The 13,194-nt window shown below is 60.9% G+C and carries 11 protein-coding genes; 5 read left to right on the top strand and 6 right to left on the bottom strand.

The features are described from left to right. The first annotated feature begins 15 nt into the window (after positions 1 to 15). From leuS to holA, 3 genes are read left to right on the top strand one after another with little or no spacing between them, the layout of a single operon-like run. The gene (gene leuS, locus CHC01_RS05500) at positions 16 to 2,625 is read left to right on the top strand and encodes a leucine--tRNA ligase (protein ID WP_089263133.1); all 2,610 of its coding nucleotides are present in this window, start codon (positions 16 to 18) and stop codon (positions 2,623 to 2,625) included. Beyond that, a complete protein-coding gene (locus tag CHC01_RS05495) occupies positions 2,612 to 3,163 on the top strand; it encodes an LPS assembly lipoprotein LptE (RefSeq protein WP_089263131.1) in 552 nt (183 codons plus the stop codon). Before leuS ends, CHC01_RS05495 begins: the two co-directional genes overlap by 14 nt. Before the next feature lie 9 nt (positions 3,164 to 3,172). Further along, on the top strand, positions 3,173 to 4,201 hold the full coding sequence (gene holA, locus CHC01_RS05490) for a DNA polymerase III subunit delta (RefSeq protein ID WP_089263129.1): 1,029 nt from the start codon (positions 3,173 to 3,175) through the stop codon (positions 4,199 to 4,201). A gap of 269 nt (positions 4,202 to 4,470) precedes the next feature. Here holA and CHC01_RS05485 read toward each other — a convergent pair whose 3' ends face one another. From CHC01_RS05485 to rsmG, 3 genes are all read right to left on the bottom strand, one after another. After that, positions 4,471 to 5,361 carry a ParB/RepB/Spo0J family partition protein gene (locus CHC01_RS05485; RefSeq protein ID WP_089263127.1) on the bottom strand — a complete coding sequence of 297 codons (891 nt, stop codon included), beginning with the start codon at positions 5,359 to 5,361 and terminating at the stop codon, positions 4,471 to 4,473. A 148-nt stretch (positions 5,362 to 5,509) separates the two neighbouring features. Then, a complete protein-coding gene (locus tag CHC01_RS05480) occupies positions 5,510 to 6,364 on the bottom strand; it encodes a ParA family protein (RefSeq protein WP_089263125.1) in 855 nt (284 codons plus the stop codon). Then, positions 6,351 to 7,061: a 16S rRNA (guanine(527)-N(7))-methyltransferase RsmG gene (gene rsmG / locus CHC01_RS05475; RefSeq protein ID WP_089263123.1), complete on the bottom strand. Its 711-nt coding sequence runs from the start codon at positions 7,059 to 7,061 to the stop codon at positions 6,351 to 6,353. Before rsmG ends, CHC01_RS05480 begins: the two co-directional genes overlap by 14 nt. 102 nt (positions 7,062 to 7,163) lie before the next feature. Here rsmG and CHC01_RS05470 point away from each other — a divergent pair, with 102 nt between their 5' ends. Beyond that, on the top strand, positions 7,164 to 7,697 hold the full coding sequence (locus CHC01_RS05470) for a DUF4269 domain-containing protein (RefSeq protein ID WP_089263121.1): 534 nt from the start codon (positions 7,164 to 7,166) through the stop codon (positions 7,695 to 7,697). A gap of 85 nt (positions 7,698 to 7,782) precedes the next feature. After that, positions 7,783 to 7,971 carry a hypothetical protein gene (locus CHC01_RS05465; protein WP_089263671.1) on the top strand — a complete coding sequence of 63 codons (189 nt, stop codon included), beginning with the start codon at positions 7,783 to 7,785 and terminating at the stop codon, positions 7,969 to 7,971. Positions 7,972 to 8,002: 31 nt separating this feature from the next. Here the strand turns inward: CHC01_RS05465 and mnmG are convergent, their stop codons facing one another. The 3 genes from mnmG to rho form a co-directional block, all read right to left on the bottom strand. Continuing rightward, the gene (gene mnmG / locus CHC01_RS05460; protein ID WP_089263119.1) at positions 8,003 to 9,874 is read right to left on the bottom strand and encodes a tRNA uridine-5-carboxymethylaminomethyl(34) synthesis enzyme MnmG; all 1,872 of its coding nucleotides are present in this window, start codon (positions 9,872 to 9,874) and stop codon (positions 8,003 to 8,005) included. A gap of 302 nt (positions 9,875 to 10,176) precedes the next feature. Further along, entirely contained in the window at positions 10,177 to 11,511 is a 1,335-nt protein-coding gene (gene mnmE / locus CHC01_RS05455) for a tRNA uridine-5-carboxymethylaminomethyl(34) synthesis GTPase MnmE (protein ID WP_089263117.1), read from the bottom strand. Positions 11,512 to 11,746: 235 nt separating this feature from the next. Further along, positions 11,747 to 13,012, bottom strand: coding sequence for a transcription termination factor Rho (gene rho / locus CHC01_RS05450; protein ID WP_068730228.1), 1,266 nt, complete (start codon positions 13,010 to 13,012; stop codon positions 11,747 to 11,749). Positions 13,013 to 13,194 lie beyond the last annotated feature (182 nt).

Here is a 13,194-nt window from a genome sequence, read left to right as displayed (position 1 = left end):
GATTTCAAAAACACCATGAGCAACGAACGTTACAACGCCCGCGAGACCGAACCGCGCTGGCAGCGCGTCTGGGACGACAAGGCGATCTTCGCCACCAAGAACGACGATCCGCGCGAGAAGTATTACGTACTCGAGATGTTCCCCTATCCGTCGGGGCGCATCCATATGGGCCATGTCCGCAACTATACGATGGGCGACGTGGTTGCGCGCTTCCAGCGCGCGCAGGGCAAGAACGTGCTGCATCCGATGGGCTGGGATGCGTTCGGCCTGCCCGCCGAGAACGCCGCGATCGAGCGCAAAGTCGCTCCGAAGGCGTGGACCTATGAGAACATCGCGTCGATGAAAAAGCAGCTGCAGACCATGGGTCTGTCGCTGGACTGGTCGCGCGAATTCGCAACCTGCGACCCTACCTACTACAAGCATCAGCAGAAGATGTTTCTCGATTTCATGCGGGCAGGTTTGGCCGAGCGCAAGAAGTCCAAGGTGAACTGGGATCCGGTCGACCATACCGTGCTGGCCAATGAGCAGGTGATCGACGGCCGCGGCTGGCGCTCAGGGGCGCTGGTGGAGCAGCGCGAGCTGACCCAGTGGTTCTTCAAGATCAGTAAATATTCCGACGAGCTGCTGTCTGCCCTGGATACGCTGGATCGCTGGCCCGACAAGGTGCGCCTAATGCAGCGCAACTGGATCGGCAAGTCGGAAGGTCTGCATTTCCAGTTCGGACTGATCGGCGCACCCGCGGGATTCGACAAACTGCCGGTGTTCACGACACGCCCGGACACGATGTATGGCCCGACTTTCGCTGCGATCTCGCCGGATCATCCGCTGGCGAAAGCGCTGGCAGAAAAAGACCCCAACGTTGTCGCCTTCATCGAGGAATGCCATCGCATGGGCACCTCGCAGGCCGAGATCGACACAGCCGAGAAGCTCGGCTTTGACACCGGCATCAAGGTCACGCATCCCGCCGACGCGTCATGGACACTGCCACTCTATATCGCAAACTTCGTGCTGATGGATTACGGCACCGGCGCCATCATCGGCTGCCCCGCACACGATCAGCGCGACCTGGATTTTGCGCGCAAGTACGACCTGCCGGTGCTCGACGTGTTCGTGCCCGTCGGTAGCGATGAGCGCGTTGGTAACATCGCTTTCGCTCCGGCGAAAAGTGAGACTGTGCAGTATGTCCGTTGGGTGGGTGCACCCGGTGTGATGACCTGCGAAGAAGCGATGAAGAAGTCGCTCGAGATTTTCGAGAAGGACGGCTGGGGCAAGCGCGAGATCAATTTTCGCCTGCGCGACTGGGGCATCTCACGTCAGCGCTATTGGGGTTGCCCGATCCCGATCATCCACTGCCCGAGCTGCGATATCGTGCCGGTGCCGGACAAGGATCTGCCGGTCGTGCTGCCGGAGGACGTTTCCTTCGACAAGCCGGGCAATGCGCTCGATCATCATCCGACGTGGAAGCATGTGAAGTGCCCGAACTGCGGCGCGGATGCGCGGCGCGAAACCGATACCATGGACACCTTCGTGGATTCGTCCTGGTACTTCACGCGCTTCACGGATCCATGGAACACGTCGGCACCCACGACGACCGCCGTTGCCAATCGAATGATGCCTGTCGATCAGTATATCGGCGGCGTCGAGCACGCGATCCTGCATCTGCTGTACAGCCGCTTCTTCACCCGCGCCATGAAGGCCACCGGCCACGTCAATTTCGACGAGCCGTTTGCCGGCATGTTCACGCAAGGCATGGTGGTGCACGAGACCTACAAGAAACAGGACGGCACCTTCGCCTCACCGGCCGAGATCAACATCGAGATCGGCGGTAACGGCCAACGCGCTACGCTGATCGCCACTGGCGAAGACATCACCATCGGCCCGATCGAAAAGATGTCGAAGTCGAAGCGCAACACAGTCGACCCCGACGACATCATGGGCACCTACGGCGCCGATACCGCCCGTTGGTTCATGCTGTCGGATTCGCCGCCCGACCGCGACGTCATCTGGAGCGAAGAAGGCGTCAAAGGCGCTTCGCGCTTCGTGCAGCGTCTGTGGCGGCAGATCAACGAATCAGCCGCGCACGGCAAATCGGCGCCGGCAGCCCGGCCGGCTGAATTCGGCCCCGATGCCTTGGCGATCCGCAAGGCGGCCCATGGCGCGCTCAGCAAGGTCTCGACCGAGATCGAAAAACTGCATTTCAATGTCTGCCTCGCCCATATCCGCGAATTTTCCAACCTGCTGGGCGAAGCTTTGGCGCGTTCGGGAACCCCGACCCCGGATGTCTGCTGGGCGCTCCACGAGGCCTCGGTCATCCTTGTTCAACTGTTTGCGCCGATGATGCCGCATCTGGCCGAGGAATGCTGGGGTGTGCTGGGGCAACCGGGCATGATCTCGGAAGCCCGTTGGCCGCAAATCGAGCCCAATCTGCTGGTTGAAGACACCATGACCCTGCCGGTACAGGTCAACGGCAAGAAGCGCGGAGAAGTCACAGTGGCCCGGGAAGCGACGAACCCGGAAATTGAGGCTGCCGCTCTGGCGCTCGATGCTGTAAAACAGGCTCTCGACGGCAAACCCGTCAAGAAGGTCATCGTCGTCGCCCAGAGGATCGTGAATGTTGTCGGCTAAATCCCGCATTGCCGCCCGGCTTATGGTCGTCGCCACCCTGGCGGCGCTGACGGCCGGCTGCTTCCAGCCGATGTATGCCGAGCGTGGCGACGGTAAACCCGGCCTGCGCGAGAAGCTGCAGGGCGTCGAGGTTCCGCCGCTAGACTATCCCAACGCGTCGCCGCAAGCCCGTGTCGGCGTGAATATCCGCAATGCACTGATGTTCAAGATGTACGGCAGCGCTACCGGCCTGCCGCCGACCTATCAGCTGAAGATCCGTTTCAACCCAAGCCGGACCTCGCTGATCGTCGACCCGAATACCGCGCTGCCGACCAGCGAAAATTACGGTATCGACGCGACCTATGGCCTGATCGAGATCGCCACCGGAAAGCAGGTCCTGACCGGCAGCACCTTCTCCCGCGTCACCTATGACATCCCCGGTCAGCTGCAGCGCTTCGCCCGCGCCCGCGCCTATCGCGACGCCGAGGACCGCGCGGCGGGTGAGATCGCTGACAACATCAATACCCGTCTGGCGTCGTTCTTCTACGCCGGCACCTAAGCCTGTCGCGTGGTCGCGCTTCGCGGAAAAGATATCGACACGTTCCTGGCCAGGCCGGATGCCGGCCGGCCCATTATCCTGCTCTACGGAGCTGACGCTGGACTCGTCCGCGAGCGCGCCGACGCGCTGATGAAATCCGCGGTCGACGATCCCAATGATCCATTTTCGCTGGTTCGCATGGACGGCGATGATTTGGCCGCCGAGCCGTCGCGTCTCGTCGAAGAAGCCATGACGGTGCCGCTGTTCGGCGGTCGTCGCGCGATCCGCGTCCGCGCAGGCTCCAAGAATTTTTCCAGCGGCGTCGACACGCTCGCCGATTCCGACATCAAGGACTGCCGCATCGTGATCGAGGCCGGCGAGCTCAGGCCGGAATCACCTTTGCGGAAAGTCTGCGAGAAGGCCAGGACCGCGGTGGCCATCGCCTGTTACCCCGACACCGAGCGCGATCTCGCAAAGCTTATCGATGAAGAGCTCCGCGTCTCCAATCTCCGCATGGCGCCGGATGCACGCGCCACACTAATGTCGCTGCTCGGCGGCGATCGGCAGGCATCGCGTAACGAGCTCCGCAAGCTCACGCTCTATGCGCATGGTACCGGCGAAGTCACGCTCGACGACGTGATGGCCGTCGTCGCCGACGCGTCCGAGCTGAAGATCGACCCGATCGTCGATGGCGCCTTTGCGGGAAATCCCGCCGCGGTGGAAGTCGAGTTCAACAAGGCGATGATCGCCGGAACTTATCCAGGCATGATCATGATGGCCGCGCAGCGCCAGGCCGCATTGCTGCACAAAGCCAGCCTGCTGGTGGAGGCTGGTAGTTCGGCATCAGCAGCCGTGGAAAGCGGATTTCCGCGGCTGCATTTTTCCCGCAAGGGAACGGTGGAAGCAGCGCTGCGAAATTTCTCCGCACAGCGGTTGGTCAGCATCATCGACCAGCTCGCCGTTGCCGCCCTCGATGTCCGCAAGCAAAACGCCCTCGGCGCGGTGATCGCACAGAGGGCGTTGATGTCGATTGCCGTGAATGCAAGACGGCGCGGTTAAGTAGCGATGGCCCTCCCTTAACCTCGCCCCGCATTTGCGGGGAGAGGTCGACCGGCGAAGCCGGTCGGGTGAGGGGCATGGGACAAAGTCAGCCCAACACACGATCTTTCGGATCGCACCAATTCGGCTTCAAAAACGTCAGTGAAATGATCCGACCCGAGAGCATATCTCTGCGGCGAACTCTGTGCGCTGCCCCTCACCCGCCGCGAAGACGCGGCGACCTCTCCCCGCGCAGAGCGGGGAGAGGTTAGGAAGCAGCACCGTCGAAATCAGCCTTCCGAATCCAGCCGCTTCAGAATTTCGTCGAGCTGATCGAGATCACGATACTTGATGATCACGGTGCCGCCGGGATCACGGTGATCCACCGACACTTTCAGCCCGAGCACGTCGCTGACCCGTTTCTCCAGCGCGATCGTGTCGGCATCCTTCGCCGCCTTGGGAGACGACGTGCGCGGCTTCTGCGGCGCGCGCTCCGGCACGCCCTCTTCATGCGCGAGTGCTTCGGTCTGACGAACGTTCAGTCCCTCGGCGATGATCCGCTTCGCGGCGCTGGATGCGTCCGGCAGGTTGATCAATGCGCGTGCGTGACCGTTGGAGAGCTGCCCCGATGCGATCAGGCCCTGCACGTCTTCCGGCAGCTTGGTGAGGCGCATCATGTTGGCTACATGGCTGCGGCTCTTGCCGACGATTTTCGCGATCTCGTCCTGGCTATGCTTGTAAGTCTCGGCGAGCGCGTGATAGCCCTGCGCCTCTTCCATCGCATTGAGATCTTCGCGCTGGACGTTCTCGATGATCGCGATTTCCATTGCGGCCGAATCCGTCACGTCGAGCGGCACGATCGGCACTTCGTGCAGACCGGCGATCTGCGACGCGCGCCAGCGGCGTTCGCCGGCGATGATCTCGAAGCGATCGTTGCTACCCTTCACCGGCCGCACCACGATCGGCTGGATCACGCCATGCTGCTTGATCGAGGCCGCGAGTTCGGCGAGCTCAGCATCGGCAAAAGCCCGACGCGGGTTGCGCGGATTGGCCTTGAGAAATTCAATAGGCACCTTGCGCTGGTTGCGCGAAGGACGCTCGACATGCGCGGCCTCGCCGCCGACATCGCCGATCAGACTTGCAAGACCGCGGCCCAGCCGCGAACGCGCTTCATCAGCCATCGCCAATCCCTTCGAACTCATCGCGCCACTCCGTACTCAAACTTGAAATTCGGTTACAGGCTGGGCAAAGGCGCACTTGCGCCGCGCCTGCCATTATCGTTTGCGATCCGCTGTGGTGGGCACGCTGTGCTTTGCCCACCCTACTTGCTCAGTGAGCGGTGCGCAGGTCGCGCTCGCGCTGGATCACTTCGGTCGCGAGCCGCAGATAGGCTTCAGAGCCCGAGCACTTCAGGTCATAGACCAGCACCGGCTTGCCGTAGGACGGCGCTTCCGAAATGCGGACGTTGCGCGGAATCATGGTCTCGTAGACCTTGCTGCCCATGAATTCGCGGACATCGGCAACCACCTGGTTTGACAGGTTGTTGCGCGAGTCGAACATGGTCAGCACGATGCCATGGATCGACAGGTTCGGATTCAGCGTCGAGCGCACCTGCTCCACGGTCTGCAACAATTGCGACAGACCTTCGAGCGCGAAGAACTCACACTGCAGCGGAACGAGAATCGCATCCGACGCGGCCATGGCATTGACGGTGAGAAGGTTGAGCGATGGCGGGCAATCGATCAGCACGTAAGTATAGTCGGAGCCCGGCGAGACATTGTTGTTCAACTCGCCGATCGCATCGCGCAGCCTGAAGGCGCGGTCGCGGGCCGAACCGAGTTCAAGCTCGAGGCCCGACAGATCCATGGTCGAGGCGGCTATGTGCAGACGCGGCACGGCGGTGACGACGACCGCATCGCGCAGCGGCGCTTCGCCGATCAGAACGTCGTAGGTCGAGCAGTTGCGATTGCGACGATCGATGCCGAGACCGGTGGATGCATTGCCCTGCGGATCGAGATCGACGATCAACACGCGCTCGCCGATCGCGGCGAGTGCGGTGCCGAGATTAATCGCGGTGGTGGTCTTGCCGACGCCGCCCTTCTGGTTGGCCAGCGCCAGGATGCGCGGATGGCCAGGCACCGTATTTGACATATGCTCTTGATATTGCTGATCAATTACGGTCATTGGTGTGGCCATTTTGGTTTGCGGACGGGGTCAGTCGCTCGATCCGGTCGAGTTCGACGATCCAGCCTTGTCCGCCGGTCAGGCTGGCATGCAGGCGCGGGCTTATATTCCAATATCTAGTAGCTTCGGTCAATTCCGATTCTACATCTTGACCCTTGAGAAATAAGGCTTTTGTGCCCGACTTCATGAAAGGCTCAGCGAAACCGATAACGATATGTAACGAGGCAACGGCACGCGCGGTGATGCAATCGACATGCTCGGGAAATCTATCCACATTATCCCCGATGTCAGCCAGATGAATCGTGCCGGGGGCTTGCGTCACACGTAACGCTTCGCGCAGGAACGCCGCCTTCTTGGCGTTTCGCTCGACGAGATGAACATGCCCACCTGCGACGTCACCCATGGCACAGGCCAGAACGACACCGGGGAAACCTCCGCCGCTGCCGAAGTCCAACCAGATCTTTGCATCCGGCGCGAGGTTCAGAAGCTGTAGCGAATCCGAGATATGGCGCGTCCAGAGATTTGGAAGCGTGGCCGGCGAAATCAGATTTGTCTTGGCCTGCCACTGCAGCAACAGGTCGACATAGCGATCGAGCCTGTCTTCCGTTTCACGTGAAACAGGTGTCAGCCGCAAGGCCGCAGCCTTATCGGCATCGAGCCGGGGTGCGGGCGCCGCTTGTTGGGATCGTTGAGCCATTGGATTGTCTGAAAAGCTGTTGGGACCCATCCATACTCTGAGTCCATTACAGCCGCTATCAAATTGCCGGATTGAGGCGACGAATCCGGGCGGGAATTGCCGATGAATGAGCGACCGACCTATCAGGATGCCCTTCGACGCACCGGCCTGCTCCGCATCCTCGAACCATTCGACCCGCATGTGATCGGCACGCTGCCGCTCGGTGTCGCCCGGCCCGACAGTGACATCGATATCATCTGTTGCGCCGCCGACCTGTCCGCGGCTGTTGAACTTGTCTGGAAGCACTTCGGCGAGTCCGAAAGCTTTGCCATCTATCAATGGTCGGCCAAAGGCCGACCGGTGATCGCGACATTCGAAGCGTATGGATGGCCGTTCGAGATCTTTGTCAGCTCGACTCCCGTACAGGATCAAGCTGGCTGGCGGCACTTCGAAGTCGAGAAGCGACTGCTGACCCTGGGCGGACCCGCCTTCCACACCGCCATCTGCGCGTTACGGGCCGGAGGAGCAAAGACAGAGCCCGCCTTTGCGCGTGCGCTCAAGCTTGAAGGCGATCCTTACGCCGTCCTGTACGACCTGTTCAGCACCTCTGATAACCAGCTGAATGCCGCCCTGAGGGCGCAAGGGTTTGCAGTATAGAGGATTCAGGACAGTGAGTTGACCAGGATCAATGCGAGCAGGACGAGTCCGGCCTCCAATGAATCATCGTTGGAGGCAGATGACCATGAGTGTGATCGTACGGCTTTTCCTGATGCTGGCAGCACCCATCACTGCGCTATTCGTCTCGCGTGACGCACTCAATTTCGACGTGGTCCAGACAATCGTCGCCGTGATTCTCTTTACAGTGGCCGTAGCAGCCGTTGCCTTCTGGCCCCGCCGGCCAGTGAAGCCATCTTCAACGGAGCCGCGCTGATTTCGGCTTCTGTTTCACGTGAAACAACCAATTAGGCCAAAGCAGCCTTCGGCTTCCGTGCTTCGCGGCGGAGATAGGCCGCGAGAATGGCCAATGCGGCCGGAGTCATACCATCCAGACGTCCCGCCTGCCCCACCGTGTGCGGAAGCGCGGCCTTGAGCTTGGCCCGGGCCTCATTGGACAGTCCGGGGACCGCATCATAGTCGACATCCACCAGCGAGAGACCCTCGTCACGGCGAAAAGCCTCCACATCCGCGGTCTGACGCTTCAGATAGACATCATATTTGGCATCGATCTCGATATGGGTGCCGATCGCTGGGTCAATGGCCGATAATTCTGGCCAGATCCGGGTCACGGTGGCCCATTCGGTCTCTGGGTAGGAGAGGAGATCGAAGGCAGAGCGACGCTGACCGTCGTGATTGAGCACCAGACCATGCTTCGCCGCCCCGTTAGGAGTGATCGACAGCGCCTGGGTCAGGGTCTTACCGGCGGTAAGGCCTTCCATCTTGGCGCCATGCCGGACCGAACGAGCGCTGCCGACACATCCCAGGCTGATACCCTTGTCGGTCAGGCGCTGATCGGCGTTGTCGGCACGCAGCGTGAGACGATATTCGGCCCGCGACGTGAACATTCGATAGGGCTCGGTAATCCCACGCGTGACCAGGTCGTCGATCATCACGCCGAGATAGCCATCGGCACGATCGAACACGGTCAACTGGCTCCCACTCGCGGCCAGGGCCGCATTCAAACCGGCGACGAGACCCTGGGCGGCCGCTTCTTCGTATCCGGTGGTGCCATTGATCTGCCCGGCCAGAAACAGGCCGGCGACGCGCTTGGTCTGCAGCGTCGGATCGAGTTCGCGGGGATCGACGTGATCGTATTCGATCGCATAACCCGGGCGGACCATTCGGACCTGCTTGAGACCGGGGATCGAGGCCAGGATCGCAACCTGAACCTCCTCGGGCAGTGAGGTAGAGATGCCGTTGGGATAGACCGTGGAGTCATCGAGGCCTTCCGGCTCCAGGAAAATCTGGTGACCATCGCGATCGCCAAAGCGAACGATCTTGTCCTCGATGGACGGGCAGTAACGGGGCCCCGAACTCTTGATCTGACCGGAATACATTGGCGAGCGATGCACATTGGCCCGGATCACCTCATGGGTCGCCGGTGTGGTGCGCGTGATGCCGCACTGAATCTGCGGATTGGTGATCCGCTCGGTCATGACCGAGAACGGCTCCGGCGGATCGTCAGCGGACTGCATCTCTACCCCCGCCCAGTCGATGGTGGTTCCATCGAGCCGCGGTGGCGTACCGGTCTTGAGCCGTCCGAGGGTAAAGCCGACGCGCTCGAACGCCTTGGACAGGCCGAGGGCGGGAGCTTCATCGATCCGGCCAGCGGGCCAGTTCTTCTCGCCGAGATGGATCAACCCGCGCAGAAAGGTCCCAGTGGTGATGACCACCGATCCGGCAGCGAGTTCGCGGCCATCGGCAAGACGGATGCCGGTGACCCGGCCGTTCGACATCAGCAGGTCGTCGGCCTCGCCTTCGATCACACTCAGATTCTTGGTCGCGACGATCGCCGCCTGCATCGCTGCAGCGTAAAGCTTGCGGTCCGCCTGGGTGCGCGGGCCACGAACGGCCGGACCCTTCTTGCGATTGAGCATGCGGAACTGGATCCCGCCGGCATCGGCCACGCGGCCCATCAACCCGTCCAGCGCATCGACCTCGCGAACCAGATGGCCCTTGCCGAGACCGCCAATAGCAGGATTACAGGACATTGCGCCAATGGTCGCAAACTGGTGCGTGACCAATGCAGTCCGCGCGCCCATGCGCGCAGCACCAGCCGCGGCCTCGCAGCCGGCATGGCCTCCCCCGATTACTATGACGTCAAACTTGTCCTGCATGGCCGCAGCTTCTAGCGCGGGCGCCGCCGGGATTGAAGAGAAATCCACAGGCACTGTTTCACGTGAAACAACAGTGTCTTTGGAAGAATGGAGGCCAGACTGTTTCACGTGAAACACATTCTTCTTCGGCCATCATTGCGAGGGGCATATTGCAACGAAGCAGTCCTGTCTTTTGCAAGTCAGCTACCCCTTCTGGATTGCTTCGCTCCGCTCGCAATGATGGCTGAAATCTCTGTGCTTTACCGAGTTCCACGCCCGAGTTGATCCAATATTCATTTCATTAAAAAATGAACAAAGAAATATTACTTACCTATACAAAAATCCCGGAAGATGCTATCGAGGATATCCTCTACATCGACACGTCCCAGCAATCGTCCCAATTGCTGCGCTGCAGCACGCATATCCTCGGCGACGAATTCTTCCCCTTGCTCAGCCGATGCTGCAGCATTCTGCAGCAAATCCGATGTGCTGCGCAGCAAAAGACGCTGCCGCTCCCGGGTAATCAGCCCGGCCTCTCCGCTCCCGAAGTACCGACCGGCGAAGTCGACCAGCAGTGCCAACAGCTGTGCAAGACCATCGCCGCGCTCCGCAGAAATTGCGATCAATAGATCTGGCTTGGCCGACGCAGTCTGGACCAGATCGACCTTATTCCGGACCACCCAGACCGGCGTTTCAGATTCCGCAAGCCATTGCTCGGGATTGGATACCTCCGCGCTGGAGTCAACCAGCCATAGTACCAGATCCGCCTCGGCCGCGCGGGCCCGGGCCCGGCGCACGCCCTCCTCCTCTACCGGATCGGCCGTCTCGCGAATGCCGGCGGTGTCAATGATAGTTACCGGATAACCGTCGAGGTCGAGCTGCACCTCGATAACGTCGCGGGTGGTGCCGGCATGCGGTGAAACAATTGCCACGTCGCGCCGGGCGAGCTGGTTCATCAGCGTCGATTTGCCGACATTGGGCTGACCCGCGATGGCCACCACCAGACCGTCGCGCAACCGCTCGCTTCGACCCTGCGCCGCAAGCACCCCCTCGATCTCCCGATGCAGCGCCGATGCTTTCGCCAAAGCCGGCGCCAGCAATTCGGCGGATACGTCGCCTTCGTCAGAAAAATCGATGCCGACTTCGACCAGGGCCAGCGCCTCGATGATCTGCTGTCGCCAGTTGCGCGCCTTGTCGCCGAGCAGTCCCTTGAGCTGCCGCAGCGCCTGACGCCGCTGCCGGTCAGTGTCCGCGTGAATCAGATCGTCGAGGCCTTCCGCCTCGGTCAGGTCGAGTTTGCCGTTCTCGAACGCGCGGCGCGTGAATTCGCCGGGCTCCGCCGGCCGTAAGTCGTCGATGGCGCCCAGGGCCTCAAACAAAGAAGCCAATACCGCGCGCCCGCCATGAATATGAAATTCGGCAACGTCCTCGCCGGTCGCGCTCGCTGGCCCCGGAAACCACAGCGCCACCGCATCGTCGATCGGGCCGAGCCGGTCATCCGAGAGGAGAACATGGGTGGCCATCCGCGGCGCCGGCAGCTTCCTTGCCAGACGCGTCAGCGCCTCACCTGCCTGAGGACCTGACACGCGGACAATCGCAATCGCTGTCGGCGGGCGGCCGGAGGACAAAGCGTAGATCGTCTGGTCGCGTGGATGCATCGCCTATTTGCCGATGGGGGCGATGCGATGCAATGGGGATTCTGAACCCAGAATCCCGAGATGTTTAAGACAATCCGTGATTCCGGGTCTGTGCATCAGGCGTCTTCGCCGACCTCCGTACATCCCGGAATGACGGTCAACGGCCAGTACAAAGAACCGACACAAAAAAGCGCCGCTGCTTTCGCAACGGCGCGTTTTGCAGTCCTGCAGCTGTTCGCTCGAACAGCCCCGAAACTTACGTATTCATCGAATCGAAGAATTCCGAGTTGTTCTTCGTGTTGCGGAGCTTATCGAGCAGGAAGTCGATAGCGTCCATCGTACCCATCGGATTGAGGATCCGGCGGAGCACATACATCTTCTTGAGCAGCTGTGGATCCGTGATGAGCTCTTCCTTGCGGGTACCCGAGCGCGAGATATCGATCGCCGGGAAGGTCCGCTTGTCCGAGACCTTGCGGTCCAGGATGAGTTCCGAGTTACCGGTGCCCTTGAATTCTTCAAAGATGACTTCGTCCATGCGGCTGCCGGTATCGACCAGCGCGGTGGCGATGATGGTCAGCGAACCACCTTCTTCCACATTACGGGCCGCACCGAAGAAGCGCTTCGGACGCTGCAGCGCATTGGCGTCGACACCGCCGGTGAGCACTTTGCCGGACGACGGGACCACGGTGTTGTAGGCGCGGCCGAGACGGGTGATCGAATCCAGCAGGATGACGACGTCGCGGCCATGTTCGACCAGGCGCTTGGCCTTCTCGATCACCATTTCGGCGACCTGAACGTGACGGACGGCCGGTTCGTCGAAGGTCGAGGAAACGACTTCGCCCTTCACCGAACGCTGCATGTCGGTGACTTCTTCCGGACGTTCGTCGATCAGAAGAACGATCAGATAGCATTCCGGATGATTGGCGGTGATCGAATGTGCGATGTTCTGCATCAGCACGGTCTTACCCGTACGCGGCGGCGCGACGATCAGTGCGCGTTGACCCTTGCCGATCGGCGCGACGATGTCGATGACACGCGCCGAGAGATCGCGGCGGGTCGAATCTTCCAGCTCGAGGCGGAAGCGCTGGTCCGGAAACAGCGGGGTGAGGTTGTCGAAATTGACCTTGTGCTTCGACTTCTCGGGATCTTCGAAGTTGAGCGTATTGACCTTGAGCAAAGCGAAGTAACGTTCGCCTTCCTTCGGGCTGCGGATATGGCCTTCGACCGTATCGCCAGTGCGCAAGCCGAAGCGGCGGATCTGCGAGGGCGAGACATAGATATCGTCCGGACCCGGCAGGTAGTTCGCATCGGGCGACCGCAAGAAGCCGAAGCCGTCGGACAGAACTTCGACGACGCCTTCGCCGATGATGTCGGTTTCCTTGATTGCCAGCTGCTTCAAGCTCGCAAACATCAGCTCCTGCTTGCGCATGGTGCTGGCATTTTCGACCCCGAGCTCTTCCGCAAACGAGACAAGCTCGGCTGGCGTCTTGGCCTTGAGGTCCTGGAGTTTCATTTCCCGCATTGGGAGGGATCCTGTGGAAAGTCGGGGAGGGAGCGCGAGGTAGCCAAGACGGATGCGGACGCTGGAAAAGATCAGGAAAGTCCGCAGGTCTCTGGCCAGGAAGTCTTGAGCGAGGAAGGTGCTGAAGGAGCTTCAAACCTGATGCGGTGGCCGGTTCAAAAAGCGAAACCGGTACAAACCAC

Source organism: Tardiphaga sp. OK246, from assembly GCF_900188215.1.
GTDB classification, from domain to species: Bacteria; Pseudomonadota; Alphaproteobacteria; order Rhizobiales; family Xanthobacteraceae; genus Tardiphaga; species Tardiphaga robiniae.
This window is presented reverse-complemented; position numbering and strand designations above follow the sequence as displayed.

Bases quoted from the DNA above. Each gene is read 5' to 3' on its own strand.
- leuS (WP_089263133.1), top strand. From the start codon at position 16: ATGAGCAACGAACGTTACAACGCCCGCGAGACCGAACCGCGCTGGCAG.
- CHC01_RS05495 (WP_089263131.1), top strand. From the start codon at position 2,612: ATGTTGTCGGCTAAATCCCGCATTGCCGCCCGGCTTATGGTCGTCGCC.
- CHC01_RS05485 (WP_089263127.1), bottom strand. From the start codon at position 5,361: ATGGCTGATGAAGCGCGTTCGCGGCTGGGCCGCGGTCTTGCAAGTCTG.
- CHC01_RS05480 (WP_089263125.1), bottom strand. From the start codon at position 6,364: ATGACCGTAATTGATCAGCAATATCAAGAGCATATGTCAAATACGGTG.
- rsmG (WP_089263123.1), bottom strand. From the start codon at position 7,061: ATGGCTCAACGATCCCAACAAGCGGCGCCCGCACCCCGGCTCGATGCC.
- CHC01_RS05470 (WP_089263121.1), top strand. From the start codon at position 7,164: ATGAATGAGCGACCGACCTATCAGGATGCCCTTCGACGCACCGGCCTG.
- CHC01_RS05465 (WP_089263671.1), top strand. From the start codon at position 7,783: ATGAGTGTGATCGTACGGCTTTTCCTGATGCTGGCAGCACCCATCACT.
- mnmG (WP_089263119.1), bottom strand. From the start codon at position 9,874: ATGCAGGACAAGTTTGACGTCATAGTAATCGGGGGAGGCCATGCCGGC.
- mnmE (WP_089263117.1), bottom strand. From the start codon at position 11,511: ATGCATCCACGCGACCAGACGATCTACGCTTTGTCCTCCGGCCGCCCG.
- rho (WP_068730228.1), bottom strand. From the start codon at position 13,012: ATGCGGGAAATGAAACTCCAGGACCTCAAGGCCAAGACGCCAGCCGAG.